20 protein-coding genes are annotated in these 25,500 nt (G+C 35.9%); 18 read left to right on the top strand and 2 right to left on the bottom strand.

The window, feature by feature from the left end; translation table 11 throughout:
• Window positions 1–80: 80 nt before the first annotated feature.
• The 4 genes from tenA (at window position 81) to MKX78_RS13620 (ending at window position 6,194) form a co-directional block, all read left to right on the top strand.
• Window positions 81–770 carry a thiaminase II gene (gene tenA / locus MKX78_RS13635; RefSeq protein ID WP_289433928.1) on the top strand — a complete coding sequence of 230 codons (690 nt, stop codon included), beginning with the start codon at window positions 81–83 and terminating at the stop codon, window positions 768–770.
• A 300-nt stretch (window positions 771–1,070) separates the two neighbouring features.
• Window positions 1,071–2,351 (top strand): MFS transporter, encoded by a 1,281-nt coding sequence (locus tag MKX78_RS13630; RefSeq protein ID WP_341051370.1) that lies wholly within the window; start codon window positions 1,071–1,073, stop codon window positions 2,349–2,351.
• A gap of 297 nt (window positions 2,352–2,648) precedes the next feature.
• Window positions 2,649–4,784, top strand: coding sequence for a peptidoglycan D,D-transpeptidase FtsI family protein (locus MKX78_RS13625; protein WP_251161753.1), 2,136 nt, complete (start codon window positions 2,649–2,651; stop codon window positions 4,782–4,784).
• Between the two features lie 594 nt (window positions 4,785–5,378).
• Entirely contained in the window at window positions 5,379–6,194 is an 816-nt protein-coding gene (locus tag MKX78_RS13620) for an ATP-grasp domain-containing protein (protein ID WP_224938395.1), read from the top strand.
• Between the two features lie 42 nt (window positions 6,195–6,236).
• On the opposite strand, the gene MKX78_RS13615 is transcribed toward MKX78_RS13620, so the two are convergent.
• Both MKX78_RS13615 and MKX78_RS13610 read right to left on the bottom strand, forming a co-directional pair.
• The gene (locus MKX78_RS13615; protein ID WP_224938394.1) at window positions 6,237–6,407 is read right to left on the bottom strand and encodes an aspartyl-phosphate phosphatase Spo0E family protein; all 171 of its coding nucleotides are present in this window, start codon (window positions 6,405–6,407) and stop codon (window positions 6,237–6,239) included.
• A 346-nt stretch (window positions 6,408–6,753) separates the two neighbouring features.
• Window positions 6,754–8,130, bottom strand: coding sequence for an aspartate aminotransferase family protein (locus MKX78_RS13610; RefSeq protein WP_341051368.1), 1,377 nt, complete (start codon window positions 8,128–8,130; stop codon window positions 6,754–6,756).
• 223 nt (window positions 8,131–8,353) lie between these two features.
• On the opposite strand from MKX78_RS13610, the gene MKX78_RS13605 reads away from it, so the two are divergent.
• From MKX78_RS13605 to MKX78_RS13540, 14 genes are all read left to right on the top strand, one after another.
• The gene (locus tag MKX78_RS13605) at window positions 8,354–9,220 is read left to right on the top strand and encodes a MurR/RpiR family transcriptional regulator (RefSeq protein WP_341051366.1); all 867 of its coding nucleotides are present in this window, start codon (window positions 8,354–8,356) and stop codon (window positions 9,218–9,220) included.
• 12 nt (window positions 9,221–9,232) lie between these two features.
• Complete coding sequence (locus tag MKX78_RS13600) at window positions 9,233–10,018, top strand: SDR family oxidoreductase (protein ID WP_224938391.1); 786 nt, start codon at window positions 9,233–9,235, stop codon at window positions 10,016–10,018.
• Between the two features lie 112 nt (window positions 10,019–10,130).
• Complete coding sequence (htpG, locus tag MKX78_RS13595; protein WP_224938390.1) at window positions 10,131–12,017, top strand: molecular chaperone HtpG; 1,887 nt, start codon at window positions 10,131–10,133, stop codon at window positions 12,015–12,017.
• 292 nt (window positions 12,018–12,309) lie between these two features.
• Complete coding sequence (locus MKX78_RS13590; protein ID WP_095373052.1) at window positions 12,310–12,708, top strand: VOC family protein; 399 nt, start codon at window positions 12,310–12,312, stop codon at window positions 12,706–12,708.
• 704 nt (window positions 12,709–13,412) lie between these two features.
• Entirely contained in the window at window positions 13,413–14,780 is a 1,368-nt protein-coding gene (locus MKX78_RS13585; RefSeq protein ID WP_341051363.1) for an NAD(P)-dependent oxidoreductase, read from the top strand.
• Between the two features lie 19 nt (window positions 14,781–14,799).
• Complete coding sequence (gene preA / locus MKX78_RS13580) at window positions 14,800–16,086, top strand: NAD-dependent dihydropyrimidine dehydrogenase subunit PreA (protein ID WP_224938386.1); 1,287 nt, start codon at window positions 14,800–14,802, stop codon at window positions 16,084–16,086.
• Between the two features lie 24 nt (window positions 16,087–16,110).
• Entirely contained in the window at window positions 16,111–17,520 is a 1,410-nt protein-coding gene (gene hydA / locus MKX78_RS13575; protein ID WP_224938385.1) for a dihydropyrimidinase, read from the top strand.
• Between the two features lie 92 nt (window positions 17,521–17,612).
• Window positions 17,613–19,085, top strand: a complete 1,473-nt coding sequence (locus MKX78_RS13570; protein ID WP_224938384.1) for an NCS1 family transporter — start codon at window positions 17,613–17,615, stop codon at window positions 19,083–19,085.
• Between the two features lie 13 nt (window positions 19,086–19,098).
• Window positions 19,099–19,311 (top strand): hypothetical protein, encoded by a 213-nt coding sequence (locus MKX78_RS13565; protein ID WP_095373056.1) that lies wholly within the window; start codon window positions 19,099–19,101, stop codon window positions 19,309–19,311.
• Between the two features lie 21 nt (window positions 19,312–19,332).
• Complete coding sequence (locus MKX78_RS13560; RefSeq protein WP_341051360.1) at window positions 19,333–20,562, top strand: Zn-dependent hydrolase; 1,230 nt, start codon at window positions 19,333–19,335, stop codon at window positions 20,560–20,562.
• Window positions 20,563–21,005: 443 nt separating this feature from the next.
• Window positions 21,006–21,779, top strand: a complete 774-nt coding sequence (locus MKX78_RS13555) for a 2,3-dihydro-2,3-dihydroxybenzoate dehydrogenase (protein WP_251161746.1) — start codon at window positions 21,006–21,008, stop codon at window positions 21,777–21,779.
• Between the two features lie 21 nt (window positions 21,780–21,800).
• The gene (locus tag MKX78_RS13550) at window positions 21,801–22,961 is read left to right on the top strand and encodes an isochorismate synthase (RefSeq protein ID WP_328197955.1); all 1,161 of its coding nucleotides are present in this window, start codon (window positions 21,801–21,803) and stop codon (window positions 22,959–22,961) included.
• Window positions 22,962–22,981: 20 nt separating this feature from the next.
• Complete coding sequence (locus MKX78_RS13545) at window positions 22,982–24,598, top strand: (2,3-dihydroxybenzoyl)adenylate synthase (protein ID WP_341051356.1); 1,617 nt, start codon at window positions 22,982–22,984, stop codon at window positions 24,596–24,598.
• 15 nt (window positions 24,599–24,613) lie between these two features.
• Entirely contained in the window at window positions 24,614–25,498 is an 885-nt protein-coding gene (locus tag MKX78_RS13540; protein WP_341051354.1) for an isochorismatase family protein, read from the top strand.
• The last annotated feature ends 2 nt before the right edge of the window (window positions 25,499–25,500 follow it).

The following is a 25,500-nucleotide window of genomic DNA, read 5'->3' as shown; positions in this document are numbered from 1 at the left end:
AACCACTTTCTTATAGGAAGTGGTTTTTCGCTTTTCTGGATTTTTTATGCTCGATAAAAAAAAGAGAAGAGGTAGAAATGATGACAACAAAAGAAACGTTTACACAATCGTTAAGGAAAGAAGTCCATGATATATGGGAAGCGAATTTTGAACACCCTTTTGTTAAAGGAATTGCTAAGGGAGATTTACCAATTGAGTGTTTCCGCTTTTATGTGTTACAAGATTCTTACTATTTATCACATTTTGCTCGTGTGCAAGCAATCGCTGCTTCTAAAGCAGAGAATTTATATATGACCTCAAGAATGGCCTCGCATGCGCAAGGTACCTATGAAGCTGAACTAGGGTTACATAACAAATTTATGGAGGTATTAAAAGTTTCTGAAGAAGAGTTAAACCAGTTTAGACCCGCTCCTACTGCCTATGCATATACATCCCATTTATATCGTGTAGCAGAGACAGGCACAGTTGGCGAGGTCATCGCTAGTTTGCTTCCGTGTTATTGGATTTATTATGATATTGGGCAGAGCTTTAAAGGGGCAAAACCAAAAGAAGAAATCTATCGTACCTGGATTGATACATACGGTGGAGAATGGTTTGTTAAACTTGTACTGGAACAAATTCATCATCTTGATCGGCTTGCTGAAATGGCATCTGAAACAGAAAAAGAAAAAATGAAAATGGCATTTACCATTAGCTGTCAATATGAATTAGCTTTTTGGGAAATGGCTTATACCCAAGAAAAGTGGCTAAGTGATAAAACATATGCATAAAACTTCATAAATGAAAGCGGGAATAGTGTTAACAGAATAAGGTTAGTTCATACTAACTCAATTCTGTTAACATCATACCCTTTATAATCGTTGTAGTATCAGGTTTGTTTATGGAATAAAGACAATTTGTTGTATCGGATTTTCCTAAAAAGAAGTTCGGACTTCAAAAACTACTCATCTAGTCAATAGAAATGACTTCTACTTCTCCACCCTCATAGACATATAAACTTCCTATATATATATAATGACAATAAGCGTATAATGAGAGACGAATGTTAAATTGAGGAAGGCGTTTTAAAAATGAATAAACAACAAAGTAAGTACAGATGGGTTGTATTTGGTGTTTTACTTTTAGCCTATTTATTTATGGTTAGTCAAAGAACAGCACCTGGTTTAATTACTGATCAATTAATGGAAGAATTTCATTTAACTGCAGCAACGATTGGGCTGATAACGAGTATTCAATTTTTTGCTTATGCTGGATTGCAAATTCCCATCGGATTATTCTCTGATAGATTTGGTCCCAATGTATTTCTAGTCGCTGGAACACTGCTAAACGGGCTAGGTACCATCCTGTATAGTTCGTTAGATAATAGTTATATGCTCATCTTTGCTAGGTTATTATGTGGAATTGGCGATGCTACTATATGGGTCAATTTAGTTCTTGTTTTGAGCATTTGGTTCAAGCAGCAGGAGTTTTCGATGCTAGTGGGATTTGCCGGAATGACCGGAAGTTTAGGATTCTTATTAGCAACAGTTCCTTTTAGTTCGACCATTTCTCTATTAGGGTGGCGACTTCCATTTTTAATTGTTGGCATTGTAATATTCACCCTTGGTATGGGGCTTTATGTTGTTTTAATAAAATATCCTAAGAAGAAATTTCAAATGGAAGAAGAAAAAAATCAAAAAGAAACAAATGAACCGTTATTAGTCATCATAAGAAGATTACTTGTCAATCGCCAAGCTTGGGCGACATTCCTTTGTCACTTTGGTGTAGTGGGCACATATATCGGCTTTATTGGCTCTTGGGCAGTTCCCTATGGTATGGACATTTACGGTTTATCACGATCAAGTGCAAGTGAAGTAATTATGTACGGCTTATTTGGTGCCATTATCGGAGCACCATTAACAACCTATCTATCTACTTTTTTTGACAGAGTCAAAGCACCGTATGTCATTGTGCAGATGCTGTCGGTTTCTGCTTGGATCACTTTAGTATTGATGGGTGGAGAGCCACCATATTTATTATTCATTCTTTTATTCGTAATCATAGGTTATGCAAATGGTGCAAGTGCTCTAACCTTTACAGTTGTTAGACAGTCCTTTCATATAAAGGAAGTGGGGCTTATTTCCGGTTTCGCTAATACGGGAGGCTTTCTTAGCGCAGTGTTGCTGCCAGCAATTTTTGGAAAAGTATTGGACCATTTTGCTAATTTTGACGTTACAACCGCTTATCAATATGGACTTTATATTCCTTTAAGCTTTGCGATTATTGGGTTAATTGGAGTATTCATGTTATATGAGCCAACAGTATATCGTCAAAAACTTCAAATGAGTCAAATGAAAAAATCGGTTGGTTAACAATCGATTTTTTTATTTAGCTAATAAAAAATGAAGAACAATCATCACTTAAAAGGCAGTCGAGTGGATACCTGATTTGTTCACCATCTATCGTCTTTAGAGAAATGTTACTGAAAGTGTAAAATTGATCTTTTTTTATCAAATATTTCTTCATAACAATTGAAAAAATTGGATATTTGTTGTAAGATAGTTTATATTATTAATCTAATTTTAATAGATAACATATTTGTGAAATATAATAGTTACATATAGTAATAATTAAGAACATTCATACTTTGATGATTGGTTGTGTTGACGATGGCGGGAGAACAGAGAAGAAAAAAACGAAATAAAAAAATGGTTTTTCGGATTAATTTAATGTTTTTTGCAGTATTTATACTCTTTTCGATTCTAATCTTCCGCTTAGGTATTGTTCAAATTGTTTACGGAGAGAATTATAAAAAAGAGATTGAACGGGAAGTGGAGGTGCCAGTAGCAAGCACGGCACCTAGGGGGCAGATCTATGATAGTAAAGGTAGACTGGTTGTAGGGAATAAACCCCAATTAGCCATAAGTTATACTCGCTCCCAATCTACAACACAAGAAGAAATGATTCAGACATCAGAGCTTTTAGCGAAGATGATTAAAAAAGACACGGAAGAAGACTTGAAGGCGATTACTGAAAGAGATAAACAAGACTTTTGGATAATAAAGTATCCGAATGAAGCAGCAGAAAAAGTATCGGATAAAGAAAAAGATAAATTGCTAGCAAGTGATATGTCATCAAAAGAAGTAGATGACGAAATATATAAACGAACGCGGGAACGAATAACAGAAGAAGAACTGAATGCTTTTAAGAAGGATGAACTAGAAGTTTTAGCGATATTTCGAGAAATGGCAAGTAGTCGAATGTTGACACCTCATTTTATAAAGAACAAAAATGTCAATGAAGATGAATTTGCTCTTGTTAGTGAGAATCTTCATCTATTACCTGGCATTGATACAACGGTAGACTGGGAACGTTATAATGCTTTGAAAGACGAAGACGGCGAAGTGACATTAAGTTCTGTACTTGGAAATGTTTCAAGTTCAAAAGAGGGCTTACCTAGTGAAATGCTCGAATATTATCAATCTAAAGGTTATAGTCGTAATGATCGTGTCGGCAAGAGTTATTTAGAATTGCAATACGAGTCTGTTTTACAAGGGCAAAAGAAAATCATGAAAAATTACACAGATAAAACAGGTGAAGTAACAAAGCAAGATGTGGTAAGAGAAGGACAAGCAGGAAAAGACCTTGTCTTAACAACTGACATCGAATTCCAACAAGAGGTAGAAAAAATTATTGAAAAGCATGTTCGAAGTCTGAGGGGAAGTAATTACTTTTTAGATCGTGGCTTCGTTTCAGCGATGAACCCACAAACAGGTGAGGTTCTCGCAATGGCTGGCAAACAATTTGTCAAAGATGAAAAAACAGGTGAAACAGAAGTCATGGATTACGCCTTAGGTAATATGACAAGTCAATATTCAATGGGTTCCACTATAAAAGGCGCAACAGTGTTAGCAGGTTACCAAGAAGGGGTAATCTCACCTTGGAGTGTTTTGGTGGATAGACCTTTGTATTTTGACGGAACACAACCTAAACGATCTTGGAATACGGCAGGATTTGGTGCCATTAATGATCTAACGGCCCTTAGGAAATCGTCAAATGTTTATATGTTTTTAATAGCGATGAGAATTGGTGGGCAACAAGAATACATTCCGCGAGGTAAACTTCGTATTGATAAAGATGAAGGTATTAGAAAGTTACGATATAATTTTCACCAGTTCGGTCTTGGGGTGAAAACGGGTATCGACTTACCAGGTGAAGTAACAGGACAATCACCCATTCCTCCTAATGGAGGGAATACGCTTGATTTTGCCATTGGACAATTCGATACTTATAGTCCGCTACAATTGGCACAATATGTATCAACGATAGCAAATGGTGGTTACCGTATGCAACCACAGATTGTGAAGGAAATTCGTGAACCGAATCTCGAGAATAATCAACTTGGTGCGGTTTATCAATCCATTGAGCCAAATGTTTTGAATAAAATTACGATGAAGGATGCATGGATTGAACATGTACAGGATGGGTTTATCCAAGTAGTCAACCATCCGCAGGGAACAGCAAATAGTGGGATTACAAATAAAAAGTACAAGATTGCAGGTAAAACAGGAACAGCCCAAGCTTACTACGGGGGGCCGCTTAAGGTGCAATCAAATCCGGATACTTGGAATTTAACCTTTGTCGGTTACGCGCCGTATGATAACCCTGAAATTGCCATTTCAGTCGTCATTCCATGGTTGTCTTCAGATAAATCCAAGATTAACCTTCATATTGCTGATGAGGTATTTGATGCTTATTTTAAAATGAAGACTAAACAAAAAGACGAAGAAAATGAAGAACTTTAAATAAAAAAGAATAGAGCTTTTGATGTACACCCCGAAAGTCTAACACTCGGGGTGTTTTTTATGGTGAATGATGATGGCGCTATTAAGCAAAAAATTGTTATTCTCTCTTGCTAGGGAAGGTGATTACGCTTCCTTAGCAAAGGTAGTTGGAATCCGTAGTAAAACGATTGTAAGATAATGGGTGTGTGCTTTAAAAAGAGAGGGTGGTTCCCTTAGAAGGACTAACAAAACAAGTCATTCTATTCAATTTAAGGTAAATGTCCTACACTAGAAATTTAAACAGGAGAATCTTTTGACACAGTTGGTTTTTAAAATTTGGCATTCGAAATGAAAAAAATAAAGAAAATGAGTGTAAATGCATTCAACTCTTTTAATTTTCCAAAAAACCGGTTCTATTTTCCTGATTTTTCTTTTTTCTACTTCCGTATAATTACAATAAATATTTAGAAATATTAATAAGAATATTTCTTGAAAAAACTGATTGTATTTTTTTACAAAAATGCTATGATATTAATAGTTTTCTATTCTTTTAAATACATTTTTTAACATCTGTAATACGGAAAACATAATTGAATAATGAAGGTGAATGAATCAATGAAAATTGTTTCTTTTAATGCATTTCGCACGATTGGTATGCCCAATGTGCACTATATAAAGCCAGAACATATGTTTAAGGAAATAGATGCAATAAAGCAAGCAGACATCGTGTTATTTCCTGAAACGTGGCAAGTACCGTCACTTGTGTATGGGTTGAAGAAAAAGATTTTTCCTAGCATAGAAACAATGCAGTTAGGTTTTAGTAAAATTGAAATGACAAGGGCCCTTTGGTCGGTGAGTCCTGAGCATGCTCCCTATACTGAAATCCTTGCTAATACAAGGAGCAATATTGAGTATGTGTTAGATACTTTTCCCTTTCCTTTTGTAGCAAAAGAATCACGAAACTCTATGGGAAAAGGTGTTTTCCTTATCCAATCGAGAGAAGACTTTCTAACGTATTGTGAGAAAGTGGACGCTTTATATATCCAAGAATATTTACCGAATGATGGCAAAGATTTACGTATATGTGTGGTTGGGAATGAAGTACTGGGCGCCTACTGGAGAGTGGGACTAGAAGGAGAGTTTCTTCATAATATTGCACAAGGTGGAGAACTATGTGCCGATTTTATTCCACAAGAAGCAATCGACCTTGTGTTAGATATCGCCGGTCAATTAGGTATTAATCATGCAGGGTTTGATGTCATGGTAAGCGAAGGGAAATACTATATTATCGAATTTAATGTGTTATTTGGGAATCAAGGGTTAAATAAACTAGGAAAATCAGTGGAACAAACGATTTATCAATATTTATTATCACAATTTCTACCACCATTTCCAACATCGCCAACACCAGGAAATAAAGTTGTTTCTTAATGGTAAAAGCCTAATTTCTTTCAGAGGAAACTAGGCTTTTACTTATTTATACATTGCGTATTTTTCTTTTTGTACCATATTAATTAAGAGGTCGAGTTCCTCGCTTATTTGAATAGTGAACGGGTCTGATAGTCCAAAAATATCCCCGATAATTAAAAGCATTTCTCTTGTATCTTTTATCTGACTCTCTATGTCTATAGAAGTTACCTGCATCTGTCATTACCTCGAATTCAAAATATCATAACTAATTATATTATCACATATTTTTACATATTATACAATCAATAGTTATCTTTTTAAGTTATAACAGAGCTGCAGTTTTTATAGCCTGAATCAAAATGCTATAAATCTAGTAAAAGGATAAATTGTATCATGCTCAGAATTTTGCTTTCGTTTTAGCAACGAGATGAAAAAGAAGAAAAAGAGAGAAATTAAAAAAATCATTGAAGAGCATCAGATAGTTATGGAGAGCGATAAATAGATGATTCATAAATAGCACAAACAAAAACGATTTTTTAGGAGTTTTTGTTTGTGCTTATTCACTGGGTACAACGAATGATTATAAATCTTGTAAAGCTTTTTCAAATATCTCCAAGGTTCTATTAATTTCTAAATCAGTGTGTGCTGTAGATAGACTGAAACGATTCATTGGTTTTGTATATAAACCATTAATTAATAATAATAGATCTAATCTTTTTCGTAAGGCAAAATTCGCTTCCTGTAAGTCGCGATAATTCCATATTTCTTTATCAGTAAATACGATGTTAAAAATGGACCCGAGTCCAATGGTTTGCATCGTTAATCCTTTTCTCTCAAAAAGACTTGTTAGTTCTTGTTTTAAACGATGCGTTCTAGCTATTACAGTAGAGATTTTATTTTGTAATACGTCAATGGTTGCCATACCTGCTGCAAGGATTGAAGGGTGACCATTATATGTCCCGCTATGGAAAAGAACATCTTTGGCACTGGAGTTCTTACCTGTACTATGGTCAAAAACATCCGAGAAGGCAGAAGGAGCACAACACATCATTATCTCTTCTTTGCCTCCAACCATACCAACAGGAAAACCCCCTCCAACTACTTTACCTAAGGTTGTTAAATCAGGTGAAATATGATAAATGGATTGTGCACCACCAAGCCCCAATCTAAAGCCGGTTTTTACTTCATCAAAGATTAAAACAATACCTAAGTCTTCCGTTATTTTTCTCAATCCAGTCATAAATTCTTGTGTAGCAGGGATAAAGCCACTTTGAGCAGGTTCTAAAATCACTGCTGCTACCTCATCTTTATGCTTTGTCAAAATTTCTGCTGTTGCTTCTAAATTATTAAAAGGTAAAACAATCGTATGTGTTTCGTGATAGGGATCAACACCTTTAGATTCAATTAGCGCATTTGGTTCCGAAGCTGGACCTGCTTGATTTACTTTTGGATTGACACTAATAAGCATTTGATCATATCCGCCGTGGTAATGACCTTCAAACTTAGCAATCTTATATTTACCAGTGTAAGCATAGGCTAATCTTATTGATAATAAAGTGGCTTCAGTACCTGAGTTTGTATATCTAAGTTTTTCCATCGAAGGATAAAGTGCTTGTAATTTTTTTGCCATTTCTAGTTCAAGTTGATGAGGCGTCCCGAATAAATGTGTACCATTCACTTGCATTTGGTCAGCTAATGCTTTTTGCACTTTTGGGTGACCATGACCGAGCATTAAAGAGCCGTAAGATAATAAGTAATCGATGTATTCATTGCCATCAATATCGAATAAGTAAGCGCCACTACCTCTTTGCATAACAATCGGGTATGGATCAAAGTATTTAATATTTGCTGTCACACCGCCTGGCATATAGCTTTGGGCATCTAAAGAGAATTGATATGATTTACTCGTTTTTGCTTTTAATTGTTCGTGTACATCATCTAATGAACTTGTTTTCACTGTATTTTCCACCTCTATAATGAAATGTATATTTCATATTTATTAATATAAGAAATATATAGAACATCATACGCTGAAAAAACCTATTTGTGAAGTATTAATTTCATTTTTAATTAAAATGAAATTAATACTTCATTGATGGTTATACAAATTATCAATTTTTAAGCTTTTCACGTATAATAAAAAGGATGAGAAAGAAATCTGTTAATTTTGAAGAAAAGGTATGACTTACAAAATGGAGAATATCGAAAAGTTAATCGCGGATCAATATCCAATAATGAGTAAATCTCAAAAGAAAATTGCTACATACATGCTTGATCATAAAAATGAAATTCCATTCTTAACTGTCGCTAAACTAGCCAAATCTACGAAAGTTAGTGAAGCTACTGTTGTTAGATTTGCCGTTTTTCTTGGATTTACTGGTTACTCTGATCTACAGCAATACATGCAAAGCTCTATACAAAAACAACTCACTACAACAGAGAGATTGAGAATGTCATCAGATGTGTATGAACACGAAAGAGAAGGGGTTGTCTCTCTGTTCCAGGATGATATGGCTAACATCCAATTGACGATGGAAAAGTTAGATGAACAACAATTTATGAGAGCAGCACAATATATATTAGAGGGAAGAAGAATATACATCAGTGCCAATCGCAGTGCTCGGTCATTAGGTGTATTTCTGCAATATTATTTAAATATTATCCTTGGACATAGTGAATTAATAGGTGCTGCTGACACTGTATCAGAACAGTTATTTAAGTTGGATGAGCATGATGTAGTGATTGGTATCAGCTTTGCTCGTTATTCAATGAATACAATTGAACAAGTGCAATATGCAAAAGAACATGGAGCAAAAGTGATTGCTATTACTGATCATCTAACGTCACCATTAGTGCCATATGCAGACGTAGTATTAACTGCTTCTAGCAAGCTTCCGACGTTTATCGACTCCTTTACCGCACCACTTAGCTTAATTAATGCTTTAATTGTTTATTTAGGGAAAGAGCGGAAAGATGTTGTAGAAGAAAGGTTAGAGAAGTTAGAAGACTTATGGGAGCGGTTTGATATATTTTATAGAAAGAAATAGGAGGAGTAGTCAATGGATTTAAAAATAAAAGGTAAAGTAGCTTTAGTATTAGCTTCCAGTCAAGGTTTAGGAAAGGCGATTGCCCTTGAATTAGCCAAGGAAGGCGCCAAAGTAATGATTTCTAGTAGAGATGAAAGTAAACTACAAGTCGTACAACAAGAGCTAAAATCAAGTGGTTTCATGGAAGTGGAGTACCAAGTGTGTGATATTACAAAACAGGAAGATATTGAAGAACTTGTTCAAAAGACAAAAGCTACATATGGAACCGTTGATATCCTTATCAATAATGCTGGAGGACCCCCTGGGGGCGGATTTGAGGATTTATCGGATGAAGATTGGTATCGTTCGTTCGAATTAAATTTACTTAGTTACGTACGAACAATCCGAAGTGTATTGCCTGAAATGAAGAAACATGGTGGGAAAATCATTAATATTGCTTCCACATCTATTAAACAACCAATTCCAGGTTTATTATTATCTAATACATTTCGCTTAGGAATTGTCGGTTTGACTAAAACGCTTGCCGATGAATTGGCTCCGCATCAAATATTAATCAATACGGTTGCACCAGGTAGAATAGCAACAGATCGTATTGACTATCTTGATCAATTAACGGCCAATAGAAAGGGGATGACGAAAGAAGAAGTGCAAAAAGCATCAGTACAATCGATCCCGTTAGGTCGTTATGGTACGCCGGAAGAATTTGCTCAATTTGTCACTTTCCTATGTTCAGATATTAATACTTACGTAACGGGTTCTTCCATTTTAATAGATGGCGGAATGGTGCGTTCTTTATAAATATTAACTATTGACTGGGAAAAAAGAGGATATTAAAATAGTATTAGCACTCTACAAGATAGAGTGCTAATTTAGTCTTTGAAAATTTCATGATAAAGGAGAGACTGTGAAGATGGCAGAAAAAATGCAATTCCAAGCTGAATCGAAACGATTGCTTGATATGATGGTACATTCTATTTATTCACAAAAAGAAGTGTTTTTACGTGAATTAATTTCTAATGCAAGTGATGCAATTGATAAAATCTATTATAAGGCGTTGACTGACGACCAACTTGTTTTCGAACAAGACGATTATTACATAAAGGTGATTCCTAATAAGGAAACACGCACATTAACCATTATTGATACTGGTATCGGAATGACAAAAGAAGAACTAGAAAATAATTTAGGTGTCATTGCTAAAAGTGGATCCCTTGCTTTTAAATCAGAGAATGAAGCAAAAGATGGTCATGATATTATTGGGCAGTTCGGTGTCGGATTTTATGCAGCATTTATGGTAGCAGACGAGGTAAAAGTATTGTCCAAAGCTTTGCATAGTGACCAAGCTTATCTTTGGGAATCTCAAGGGGCCGATGGATATACTATTGTGGAAACAACGAAAGATCAAGTAGGTACAACCATCACACTTAAATTAAAAGAAAATGAAGAAGAAGAGAACTTTGATGATTTCCTTGATGAATATCAATTAAAATCAATTATTAAGAAATATTCTGATTTCATTCGTTATCCAATCAAAATGGATGTCACAACGAGTAAACCGAAAGAAGATAATGACAAAGAATTTGAAGAGATCATAGAAGAACAAACCATTAATAGCATGGTTCCAATTTGGCGTAAAAACAAAAATGAATTAACGGATGAAGATTATCAAAACTTCTATCAAGAGAAACGGTATGGGTTTGATCAGCCATTAAAGCATGTGCATGTAAGTGTCGATGGATCCATTCGATATAATGCCATTCTTTTTATCCCAGAAAATCGTCCTTTTGATTATTACTCTCAAGAGTATCAAAAAGGGTTAGAGTTATATTCAAATGGCGTGTTAATTATGGAGAAATGCCCAGACTTATTACCTGATCATTTCAGCTTTGTTAAAGGGATGGTTGATTCTGAAGATTTATCCTTAAATATTTCAAGAGAAATTCTCCAGCATGATCGTCAATTAAAATTGATTGCCAAAAATATTAATAAGAAAATTAAAAGCGAGTTAAAAACATTATTGAAAAATGAACGTGAACAATATGAGAAGTTCTATGAATCATTCGGTCGCCAAATCAAGTTTGGTGTGTACAATGAGTTTGGTACACATAAGGATTTATTAAAAGATTTACTATTGTTCCATTCGTCTAAAGAGAAAAAGCTAGTAACATTAGATGAATATATAAGCAGAATGCCAGAAGAGCAAAAATATATTTATTATGCTACAGGTGATTCAATTGATCGTATTGACAAGCTACCACAAACAGAAATCGTAGCCGATAAAGGATATGAAATTCTTTATTTTACAGAGGATATTGATGAATTTGCGATTAAAATGCTTGTTAACTATGAAGAAAAAGAGTTTAAGTCAGTATCTAGTGGAGATTTAGGAATTGATGCGGAAGACAAAGAAGAAGACAATGAAGATGAAGTAAAAGAAAATAAAGAAATATTAACGAAAATGTCTGAAATACTTACTGGTAAAGTAAAAGAGGTCCGTGCATCCAAACGACTAAAATCTCATCCTGTTTGTTTATCAGCTGATGGTGAAGTAACCATTGAAATGGAAAAAGTATTAAGTATGATGCCAGATAATCAAAATGTCAAAGCAGATAAAGTACTTGAACTGAATATCCACCATTCTGTCTTCAATAGTATCCAAGCTGCATTTAATAATAATGATGATGAAAAATTAGCTTTATATACCAATTTACTTTATAACCAAGCATTACTTATTGAAGGCTTATCTGTGGAAGACCCGGTAGCGTTCACAAATGATATCTGTAAGGTAATGCAATAATCTCCTTTGAAATAATTTTTTCAACATTAGGCCCGATCGATTATTCGGGTCTATTTTAATTTACGCCGTTTCCGATTATTTTGGGTTAACTTCATCGTGGTTAAGGAAGCATTTCAATTTGTAAGAAGGGGTAAATGTACTTTCAAAGGAACAATTAGTGCTTGTTAAAGCTATTAGAAATGACTTGTTTCCAGGAAATTGATAAGCTTATTATACGTTAAAATCGTTTTCATAGTGATAACGGAAAGTACAAGATGTATTATATTTAATTTTACATTTAGGAGGGATATAAATGATTTTTGAAATGACTACTCAAGTTAGAGTTGCCAATATTGAAGAAGGGCAAAAGTGGTATGAAACACTGCTTAATAAGAAGCCTGATTTTACTCCACATGAGGGGTTCGCTGAGTGGGAACTCATTCCTGGATGTTGGTTGCAGGTCGCAGAAGGAACTCTTTCCGAGGGTAACGGACCTCTGCGTTTAGGAGTTACTAATATTGAGGCTGAAAGAGACAGACTTATAGAAGTTTTAAAAATCAATAGGTTTGAAATACATTCAAGACCTGAAGTACCAGTGAAATGGGGAACTTTCACAGACCCATGGGGAAATCGACTTGGTTTTTTCGAATACTTAGATAAGGGAGAAGAGCAAGAACGTATTAAAACGATCAAAGGAACAATAAAAGTTTGAAAAAGTCTGGTAAGAAAGGGAACAACGAGAGAGGTTCTCTTTCATTTATGTAAAAAACAACAAGGTCACGAAAAACAGTGTTAATTTAAAGTAGATCAATAATTAAGAAATAGGTATATACCTAATAAACATAAGAAGTCTGTAAAAAATGATCTTTGAAAAACACTTGCTTTGTATGAGCTCACTACTGTTTTCGTTTTTCCATACAGAAAAAATAAATAGAAATAACATTATAGTGAATTGCAAAGTCCTTTCCACTCGTATCCTCTTAAAAAAACATCTCTAGGGTCTTGCAAAGGCTCTCCCTAATAATTCTTTACATTAATATTTAAGGTTTATGATTCTATTTCTTACAAGATCTTAAAACAAGCATTATTCAATTATTATTTGTGAGACATAATAAATTGCGTCGGCTTGCCATTTAAGGATATAAAAGAACAATAATATTTACAGGGTATGTAAGGATAAATAACATTTGAAAATTAGAAAGAAAAAACTATTTGGAACAAGTATTAAGTGAAGCGCTTACAAAACTTTGCTTTTTACATTTTGACAAGCAAGACTAGTGAACTATTTTACGAATTGTATAATGATTAATCGATTAGAACACAGTAAAATGATTATAAGATTCTAACAATTCAGTTTAATTAATGTTAGAAAAACTAACATTCAAAGATGCTATCTTTTAAGGAGGTTACTCTATAGTGAAAAGCGACCGAAAAGAGACATTAGCAACACTAAAGCGGAACTTTGAAGAAGTAGAACCACCTTTTTCTAAGCATGATGCACTGGATGAGGCCAATCGATGTTTGTATTGTTATGATGCTCCTTGTATTCAAGCGTGTCCAACGGGAATTGATATCCCTAGTTTTATTAAAAAAATTGCCACAGATAATTTATTTGGATCTGCAAAAACAATTATGTCTGCTAATCCTGTAGGAGCTAGTTGTGCACGCGTTTGTCCGACAGAAGAACTTTGTGAAGGCGCATGTGTACTCAATCATTCTACTAAACCTATTTTAATAGGAAATTTACAACGGTATGCAACGGACTGGGCAATTAAGAATGAAGCGACCCTGTTTCATGCTGGAAAGCCAAATGGAAAGAAAGTAGCGATTATAGGAAGTGGGCCTGCCGGTTTATCAGCAGCCAGAGAATTAGCAAGAATGGGTTATAAAGTAACGATTTACGAAGCAGAAAGTGAAGCGGGAGGATTAAATACTTACGGAATCGTCTCATTTAGATTACCGCAGAAAATATCTTTTTGGGAAGTAGAACAAGTAAAAAAATTGAATGTAGACATTGTTACAAATACGAGAGTAGGGGTAGATATCTCTGCTAAAGAAATTCTGGAACAGAATGATGCTGTTGTTTTAGCCATTGGTATGTCATCTGTACCAGAATTAGGCATTCTTGGTGAAGATTTAAATGGCGTTCATGATGCGATTGAATTTGTAAAAGAAACAAAGACAGCACCTATTCATGATGACTTATACAAAAAAAAGGTAGCAGTAATCGGGGCTGGTAATACAGCTATCGATGCTGCAACTTGTTCAGTTAGATTAGGAGCGGATAATGTCAAAATTTTATATAGAAGAACGCTGGCTGAGATGACCGCTTATGATTTTGAATATGAATTTGCAAAGCAGGATGGTGTCGAATTTCGCTGGTTAACAGCTCCGGTTGAAATTTTAGGAGATGAGCATGGGAAAGTTACAGGTATTAAATGTGTCAAGATGACTTTATCGGAACCTGGTGAAGATGGAAGGAGACGTCCTGTACCCTTAACTGATTCTGAATTTACGATTGAAGTAGATGCAGTGATTAAAGCGATCGGACAAAGTCGTTATATTGATTTAATTGAACAATTTGAAATTAGTCACGATGGTGGTGTTGTGACAATAGATAGTGAAACCTTTCAAACATCTAACAGTAAAGTATTTGCCTGTGGAGATTGTATATTTGGTAAAGGACAAGGTGAAGCAATGGTTGTGTCTGCTGCACAACAAGGAAAAGCGAGTGCCATAAGCATCCACCGCTCTCTATTAAAAGAAACGATAGAAACTGCTTAAATATCTTGGAGGTGAAATAATGGCAGATTTAAGTACAAATATAGCTGGAATTAAATCCCCAAATCCATTTTGGTTAGCTTCAGCTCCGCCAACCAATTCAGGTTATCAAGTACAGCGTGCCTTTGAAGCTGGGTGGGGAGGTGCAGTTTGGAAAACATTAGGTGACCCCATTTTAAATGTTTCTTCGCGTTTTGCAGCAGTGAGTTTTAATGGTCAAAAAGTAGCAGGGTTTAATAATATTGAATTAATTACTGATCGACCGTTGGAAGTAAATCTGAAAGAAATCTATGAAACAAAAAAGAAATATCCTAATCATGCAATCATTGCTTCGTTGATGGTCGAACCGAAACAAGAAAAATGGCATGAAATTGTCAAAAAGGTGGAAGAAGTGGGTGTCGATGGACTTGAATTAAATTTCGGTTGTCCGCATGGGATGGCTGAAAGAGGAATGGGAGCAGCCTCAGGTCAAGTACCAGCACTTGTTGAGCAACAAACCTATTGGGTAAAAGAAGTAGCGAAGACACCGGTAATCGTGAAACTTACACCAAATATCACCGATATAACTGCAACAGCTGAGGCTGCGGTTAATGGTGGTGCAGATGCAATTAGTATGATTAACACGATTAATAGTTTAGCAGGTGTAGATATTGAAACGTGGAATACCATTCCGCATGTTGGAGGGAAGGGTGCCCACGGTGGCTATTGCGGACCTGCAGTGAAACCAATTGCTCTAAATATGGTTGGAGAATGTGCACGTAATAGTAGAATTGGTGTGCCAATCTCAGGAATTGGTGGTATATCTAATTGGCAAGATGCTGTGGAGTTTATGCTCATGGGTTCAACAAGCGTACAAGTTTGTACAGCGGCCATGCATCATGGCTTCCGCATCGTAGAAGATATGATTGATGGGCTGAATTATTATTTAGATCGTAAAGGGATCGCTTCGGTAAATGAAATCATCGGTAAGTCTGTACCCAAATATTCTGATTGGGGCGATTTAGATCTAAACTATCAAATTGTCGCACACATTAATAATGATGTTTGTATCAATTGTAATAAATGCCATATTGCCTGTGAGGATACCTCCCATCAATGTATTGATATGCTGACCGGAACTGATGGTAAGCCTTATCTCCAAGTTCGCGAAGAAGATTGCGTCGGTTGTAATTTATGTTCGATTGTTTGTCCTGTAGATGGAGCAATCGATATGGTCGAAAAACGAAATGAACTACCACCGATGACTTGGAATGAAAGGCAAGAAGCCATTGCAAATATAAGCTATGTTGCAAATAGTACAGCGAAGTAAAAGAGTGAGAAAGGGTGGTTACTTATGAAAAAACTCATAAAAAATGGAGTAATTGTTACAGCAACAGATACTTACAAAGCAGATATCCTAATTGAAGATGAAACAATTATGCAAATCGGAGAGAATCTTCAAGAGAGTGGTGCGGAAGTCGTTGATGCAAAAGGACATTATGTCTTCCCTGGTGCGATTGACCCCCATACTCACTTAGACATGCCTTTTGGTGGAACGGTCACTAAAGATGATTTTGAAACGGGTACAAAAGCTGCCGCATTTGGTGGAACAACTACGATTGTTGATTTTTGTTTAACGACAAAAGGGAAATCACTCAGTAGCGCCGTTGAAACTTGGCATCAAAAATCAAAAAATAAAGCGGTCATTGACTATGGTTTTCACTTGCAAATTGTTGAGAGCAGTGACGCTGTATTAGCAGAGATACCGAAAATGGTTGAGGAAGAAGGCATAACTTCATTAAAAGTATTTATGGCTTATAAAAATCAATTCCAAGCAGATGATGAGACACTATATAAAACTTTACTTGCCGCTAAAGAACTTGGGGCACTTGTCATGGTGCATGCTGAAAATGGTGATGTAATTGATTATTTAGTAAAGGACGCATTAGCAAAAGGAAATACAGACCCTATTTATCATGCTTTAACTCGTCCCCCTGAAGCAGAGGCAGAAGCAACAGGAAGAGCTGCAACACTTACCGGACTTGCTGGATCTCAATTATATGTCGTGCATGTTTCGTGTGCAGATGCGGCTAAAAAAATAGCTGAAGCTAGAAGTCAAGGTATCGATATCTGGGGTGAAACCTGTCCGCAATATTTGGTCTTGGATCAAACCTATTTGGAGAAACCAGATTTTGAAGGAGCTAAATATGTTTGGTCACCGCCATTAAGAGAAAAATGGAATCAAGATCATTTATGGAATGCGTTAAAGACAGGACAATTACAAACACTCGGATCTGATCAATGTTCTTTTGATTTTGTTGGCCAGAAAGACTTAGGAAAAGGTGATTTTTCTAAGATTCCAAATGGTGGTCCATTAATTGAAGACCGCGTAAGTATTTTATTTTCAGAAGGTGTGAAAAAAGGGAGAATATCACTTAATCAATTTGTAGAGATTACGTCAACCCGTGCAGCTAAATTATTTGGATTATATCCGAAAAAGGGTACGATAGCTGTTGGCGCTGATGCTGATCTTGTTATCTATGATGGCAATGTCGAACGGACGTTGTCGGCGAAAACGCATCATATGGCAGTTGACTACAATCCTTTTGAAGGCATGAAAATTACAGGAGAGCCTATTTCAGTGTTATCTAGGGGTAACTTTATCATCAAAGATAAACAATTTGTAGGTGAAGCAGGTCAGGGTAATTTTATTAAGCGTGCTAAATATGGAGAAACGTTAGAAAAACGACCAACAATGATTTAACTTTTATTGCGCCCTGCTGAAATGATTTCAGCAGGGTATCCAACTTCAAGAACTTTACTAAATGTGTTGTTCATATTAAGGGGGTGTCCATATTGGAGAAGAAAGATAATTATTTAAAATCACCGGACCTATTGCCAATTGGTTATAAGGAAAGGAAAATTGGTACCTTTGGTTTTGCAGTTATTTGGATTGGTATGGCGATTGTGCTAGCAGCATTTGCTATTGGTGGTGGCGGAATTGTTCATTTATCGCTTCCTATGGTTCTGTTAGCAACCATTATCGGCTCAGTGGTCATTGGGATATTGATGTCCTTAATTGGTGATATTGGTGTGGAACATGGACTTTCTTTTCCTGTATACATGCGGGCGCCGTTTGGAACAATTGGCACACATATTCCTTCAGTTGTTAGGGGGATAACTGCTTCATGTTGGTTTGGCATAAACACTTACTTTGGTGCTTCCGCTATTAACGGGATACTTAATCTTCTTTTTGGCTTTGATCAGTGGTTCGTATGCTTTATTCTTTTTGCTGCTGCACAATTAATCAATACAGCATTAGGAATTAAATCGATTGAACGGTTTGCTGATTTAGCTGCCCCTATTATTATTATAATCTCATGTTGGATGTATATTACATTATCAGATAATGCAACAAGCCAAGGTAAAGATGTCTGGACTTGGGTGGAAAGTCCTGCGACAGGTATAACTGCTTTTACAGCTTTCATGGTTGTAATTATGGCAAATATGGGCTTTTGGGCTACACTTGCAGCAGATATGCCAAGCTTATCAAGATTCTTTAAAGCCCCTAGAAATGAGAGGAATTGGTTTAAACGCAATAAATCTCAGTTAATTGGTAATATCATCGTGATGCCAATTGTGAATACATTCATGATTGCGATTGGCGCTGTATCATATATGGCAGTTAGCACATCAGATCCAATTGTGGCATTACAAGAATCAGCTAGTGGTTTTATTTTAGGGATTCTTCTATTAATGATTGTTTTAGCACAGTGGTCTACAAATACTTCGGCCAACATTATACCAGCAGCAACTGTTTTCTCTAATGTAGGCGGGCCGAAAGTACCTTTTTGGGTAGGAGTCATTTTTGCAGGAATTATTGGTACTCTTGCGCAGCCATGGAGCTTGTTTGATGTGCTTAATCAAGCGTTATTAGTCATTGGGGGAATCCTAACATCTATCGTTGGTATATTATTTGCTGATTATTATTTATTAAGAAAAAGAAGAGTAAATGTGCCAGCATTATATGAGAATGAAGGGCAATTTAAATATTTTGCAGGTTTTAATGGCGCTGGACTAATTGCTTGGATTGTCGGGGGGATATGTGCCAATCTATTGTCTACCTACTCTTCCATTGTAGGTTTTGTCGTTGGAGCTGTTCTCTATTATGTTTTAGCGAAGTACTGGTGGTTTAAAAAATACAAGCAAAGCGAAATGAATGATCCTAGTGATGAGAAATATCTGGGAATTACAGTCGGAAGAGATTGGGTTTTATCTATTGATGAACAGGAAATAGTAAATACTAAAGTCAAAGAAAAAGTCCAATAAAGGAGATGGTCAAATGTCTGAGCATATTGAATATATGAAAGAAAAAACAAGCATTGATGTCCTGTTAAATAACGGTTATACAATTAAAAGCATTACAGAGAATTTAAGTGGTGCCTTTGTGGAGTTTGAGAGAATTACAGGTTCAACGATTTACTCTGAAACGTTACACATATTAACAGCTGATGCACGCAAGTATTTTTCTGTCCATTTAATTAATCGTAAATAAGTTGTTGAAGGAGATGACATTTTGGAGAAACAAAAAGTAAGGATTAATAGTGAGAGATTAACAGAAACGATTGAACATTTCGCGAATTTTGGTAGGACAGAGAATAATGGTGTAACAAGGTTAGCTCTATCAGAAGAAGATCGCTTAGCACGAGAATATTTTAAAACCTGCTGTGAAGCACTGAAAATGGAAGTGAAAATTGATGATATGGGTAATATGTATGCTCTTTTACCAGGTTTAGAAGAGCGTCCACCGGTGGTCATCGGTTCCCACCTTGATTCAGTAAAATGCGGAGGTCGTTTCGACGGTGTTTTAGGGGTAATTACAGGTTTAGAAATTGTGAGAACACTTGTTGACAATAATATTACACCTAAGATTCCTATTATGTTAGTTAATTTTACGAATGAAGAAGGTGCTAGATTTGAACCTTCAATGATGTCCTCCGGAGTTTTAAGTGGAAAGTTTGATAGTGAAAAGATGTTGAACAAAAAAGATGCTGATGGCAAGGTCTTTAAAGAAGAGTTGGCGAAGATCGGTTTCAATGGCTCTGAGGCCAATAGATTAAAAGAAGCGCATGCCTTTTTAGAGCTACATATTGAACAAGGGCCGGTTCTTCAGCATGAAGAGTTGAAGATTGGTGTAGTTGACTGTGTAGTAGGGATGGTCTGTTATGAAATTAAAATCGTAGGTGACTCTAATCATGCAGGCACGACGCCTATGCATTTACGTAAAGATGCACTATTTACAACCAATAACTTTATTCAAGATATTAGAAATGAATTAAGTAGTTTACCAGATGACCTCGTATTTACTATGGGAAGACTAGATGTTTCTCCTAATGTTCATACGGTTATTCCAAATGAAGTGATTTTTACGATTGAAGCAAGGCATAAGGAACCTGAAGTAACAGCAATTGTAGAAGAAAAAATAAAAAAAGTACAAGAAACCGTAAATAGTGAAGGATGTACTGTATTCATTGAAAAACTCTGGGATCGCTCGACCGTCCATTTTGATAATAAAATGGTTCAATTACTAGAAAATGTGACAAAAGAACAGAGATTACCATATAAAAAAATGGCTAGTGGTGCAGGGCATGATGCTCAGTTTATCGCAAGTATGATTCCTACTGCTATGTTATTTGTACCTAGTATAAATGGAAAAAGCCATAGTGAAGATGAATTTACTCCATATGACGATTGTGCAGCAGGTGTCAATGTAATGTTAGAGGCTGTATTGGAACTTGTAAAATAAATGAATGAACAAAGAAACGAACTTAACAGTGACATTCACTTAGAGTTCGTTTCTTTTTTATCTGGAATTTATTAGAAAATAAAGGTTTTTTAAAAGAAAAATGAATGAATTCCCAAAAAAGCACCTGTATTTTTTCCTATAGATATTTAAATAACTTTTCCTACATTTATAAAATTTTTTGGTTCAATCGATCGTCATTCAATCCTTAATTTTCCATTACAAACCATTCGATTCGATAAAAAACCATTCGATTTCATAGAAATAGGATTTTTTTCCTCCTTGACGAATATTAGGAATCTGTACTATTGTTAATATTGTGATGTGATAATGAGAATCATTATCATTAAAAGTGTAATTTTTTTCTAACCATGTAAGAAAGAAATGAACGCTTTCTTTTTTAAATTTTAATTGAGAATGATTATCTGTTGAGAAAGGGTGTTAAGATGCTTAAAGGAAAAGTTGCAGTCATCTCAGGTGCAGCAAAAGGAATGGGTGCCGCTTTAGTCAAGCGTCTCTGTTCTGAAGGTTGCCAAGTGGTTGGCTTAGATATCGAAGCAGAAAAACTAAACCAATTATCGGAAGAGTTATCAAACCGGGATCATACATTTGAAGGCTACATCTGTGATGTATCAAATAAAGCACATGTAACAGATACGATACAACTAGTAATAGAAAAATATAAAACGATTGATATTCTTGTCAATGTTGCTGGTGTGATCTCAGTAAACCCGATTCAATCTATGACAATGGATGAATGGGAACATACTTTTTCCATTAATACAAATGGGGTATTTTATCTATCCCATGAGGTGAGTAAAGTGATGATTACCAAGCAATCTGGGGCAATTGTTACAGTTAGTTCAAACGCAGCATCTGTACCGAGAACATCTATGTCAGCGTATTGTGCATCAAAAGCTGCTTCTCTCATGTTTACAAGATGTTTAGGGTTAGAGCTTGCAAAATACAATATACGTTGCAATATTGTTTCGCCAGGTGCCACTGACACAGATATGCAAAGAGACTTCTGGAAGGACGGTGCTATTGAGCAAGGAATTAAGGGTGTTCAAGAAGAATATCGCGTAGGTATTCCATTACAAAGGATTGCCACTCCGGAAAATATTGTTGATTCGATTCTTTACCTCGTTTCAGATCAGGCAAGTCATATCACTATGAATAATATTGTGATAGATGGTGGAGCGAGCTTAGGTGCACAATGACGAAAAAAGAGGTGAATATTAATGGCGATATTACAAGAAAAAAGCGTCAATAAAATGGCGGATTTATATAATAATGGCGATAGTTTCCTTGGTTTTCCCACAAAACATATTTTAGCAAAGGGAAAGGAAGTTGAATTACATACGGAAGAACAGGAAGGAAAATCCTTTAGTGAACGGGTGGATTTACTTTGGCAGAAGTGTCCCCGGACATATGGACATCATGATCTGATGATAGCAGCTTTTCCTTTCGATCAAAAGGATGTGGCAACCTTATTCATCCCTAAAGAAGTGATGTTGGAGAAATCGTTGACTAGTACAAGATATCAAGAAGGAAATCGACTCCCATTACCTAATAAGGTGAATTTTCATCCACAACCACAGGAATATATGATGATGGTCGAAAAGGCTGTAGCGAGAATAAAAAATGCAGAGCTTAAAAAGGTTGTTTTAGGCCGTTTAATGCAAATTGAGTTTAGTAAAAACGTGAATATTCGTTATGTTTTACAGAATTTATTAGCAGATAATGAAGATAAATTTAATTTTGCGGTTCATTTATCAGATGAAAAAAATACGTTGATAGGATCTAGCCCGGAATTGCTGATTAAAAAAGAGGGAGGAAAAGTGATTACCAATCCTTTAGCAGGTTCAAGACCGAGGATGGCGAACGAAGAGGATGATAAAAGAATGGCCCAAGAATTAAGTTGCTCTGAAAAAGATTTATATGAACATCGCCTTGTCGTTGAAGCGATTGAAAGAAATCTTAAGCCATATTGTCGAACACTAACTGTTCCCGCTCGACCTTCTGTTATTTCTACAAAAACGATGTGGCATCTTTCAACAAAAATAGAAGGGGAGTTGTATGACGAAGGCGTTTCATCTGTTCAATTAGCCGAGAGTATTCACCCGACACCAGCTATTTGTGGTACTCCAGCAGTTGAAGCTTTTCAATTGTTGAATGAACTCGAGCCATATAATCGTCATTATTTCACAGGGATGATTGGTTATAGTAAAAGGAACGGTGATGGAGAGTGGGCGATTTCGATTAGATGTGCAGAACTGAGTCAACGAAAAATGAAGTTATTTGCTGGAGCAGGAATTGTCGCTCAGTCAGTACCACAAGAAGAATGTGATGAAACGGCCGCAAAATTAAAAACGATGTTAAGTGCATTAGGTATTGAATAATTCATAAAGGAGAGTTGTAAATGTTACAAGGATATACACCTTGGCCAGATGAATTGGCAACAAAATATCGCTCAAATGGATGCTGGACTGGTGAAACTTTTGGTGAAGTATTAGAAAGGATGGCAACATTAACACCGACCTCCATTGCACTGATTGAAGGAAATCGTAAAGTTACGTATGAAGAGTTAAATGATAGAGCCAATCGCTTAGCCCATGGATTCATCCATCTTGGGATAAAGAAGCAAGATCGAGTAGTATTGCAACTTACCAATACCATTACCTTTTTTGAAGTTTGTTTTGCGCTATTCCGTATGGGGGCTCTCCCTATTTTCTCTTTGCCATTGCATCGACAAACAGAAATTACTTACTTTTGTGAACATACAAAAGCCGTTGCTTATGTGATACCTGATGTTTTTGATAGACATGATTATGTGAAGATGGCCAGAGAAGTGAAAGGAAAAGTCAATACATTACAACATATTATTGTCGCAGGAGATGAGCAGGAGTTTTTAAACGTTGAAGCACTAATGTCTGAAGAATCTGTGAATCTACCAAATATTTCGGGTAGCGACTTAGCATTTTTCCAATTATCTGGTGGAAGTACTGGGTTGCCTAAGTTAATTCCGAGAACACATGATGAGTATTTATATAGTATTCGAAAAAGTGTAGAAATCTGTGAATTAAGTGAAAGGACGAAATATCTAGCTGTATTACCAGTAGCACATAACTTCACGATGAGTTCACCTGGTGTTTTTGGTGTCTTATATGCTGGTGGGTGCATCATTTTAAGTCCCGATCCTAGTCCAGATACGGCATTTTCATTAATCGAAAAAGAAAAAGTCAACTTTACATCACTCGTTCCTCCGCTAGCAATTATTTGGATTGAGGCAAAGAAGTCAAGAGGTTATGATCTTACTAGCTTAGAGGTGATTCAAGTAGGTGGGGCAAAATGTAGTGCTGAAGTAGCGAAAAAAGTGGGACCTAGCTTTGGCTGTTCACTACAACAAGTTTTTGGCATGGCTGAAGGATTGGTTAATTATACGAGATTAGATGATACAGATGAGAAGATCGTTTATACACAAGGGAGACCAATGTCTGAATTTGATGAGATTCGTATTGTAGATGAAGAGGATCAGTCTATTGCCGTTGGTGATACGGGCCATTTACAAGTAAGAGGACCTTACACGATAATTGCCTATTACAATGCAGAGACTCATAACGAAAAAGCATTTACTCATGATGGCTTTTATCGGACAGGAGATATTGTTAAACAAACGGAAGATGGTTATTTAATCGTAGAAGGAAGAGATAAGGACCAAATTAATCGTGGTGGAGAAAAGATTGCTGCTGAAGAGGTTGAGAATTATTTGCTCTCACATGAAGATGTATTAGATGCAGCAATTGTCAGTATGCCAGATGCATTTCTTGGTGAAAGATCTTGTGCATTTATTATCTCACAAAACGCACAGTTGACAGGTCAAGCTTTGAAGTCGTTTCTACAATTAAAAGGAATTGCCGCATTTAAGATACCTGACCGTTTTGAATTTGTACATGAGTTTCCACAAACACCACTTGGAAAAGTAAGTAAAAAAAGCTTGAGAGAAATCATCCAAGACAAATTAGCTACTAAAATATAAAAGGAGAGATTCCCTATGTCAATACCAAAAATCAAAACCTATCCATTACCTGAGGCAAATAGTTTACCAAAAAATAAAGTAGATTGGCAGCTTGATAATAAGCGCGCAGTACTGCTTATTCATGATATGCAAAATTATTTTATCAACTATTATGAGAATGGTTCTCAATTGATTGAGGGAGTGATTGAAAAGATTGCTCGTGTAAAAACCTATTGCCAAAGTCAAAATATCCCGATTGTCTATACGGCACAACCAGGTAATCAAAAAGATGAAGATCGTGCCTTATTGACCGATTTTTGGGGGCCAGGACTAACGGATGATGAAGCACAAACAGGTATTGTACCTGAGTTGGCACCAACAGACAATGATACGATTCAAACAAAATGGAGATATAGTGCTTTTAAGAAATCAAATTTACTTGATCGTATGAAGGAAGATGGTCGTGATCAACTTATTATATGTGGTGTGTACGCACATATAGGTTGTTTAGCTACGGCAATGGAAGCATTTATGTATGATATCCAACCATTTCTAATTGCCGATGCGGTAGCTGATTTCTCTTATGAGGAACATGTACAGGCATTAAATTATACAGCAACTAGATGTGGGAAGGTTTTATTAACAGAAGCACTACTTCATGATTTATCAGAAAAAAACGCATCTAATCGTACGCACAGTGAAATAAAGGCAAAAGTAGCAAAGATACTAGATATCTCCCCTAGTGAAATCAAGGATGATGATGACTTAGTGAGCTTAGGATTAGACTCCATTAGGATGATGACGTTAGTAGAAGAATGGCGAGCTGAAGGAGCAGATGTAAACTTTATGAAAATGGCATCAAATCCAACCCTACAAGCTTGGTATGAAATGTTTCCACAAACAGACGAAGTCTATTCTTAAAA

This window comes from Cytobacillus sp. FSL R5-0569, assembly GCF_038007265.1.
GTDB classification, from domain to species: Bacteria; Bacillota; Bacilli; order Bacillales; family Cytobacillaceae; genus Cytobacillus; species Cytobacillus kochii.
The sequence above is the reverse complement of the archived record's forward strand: the minus strand, read 5'-3'. Positions and strand labels throughout refer to the sequence as shown.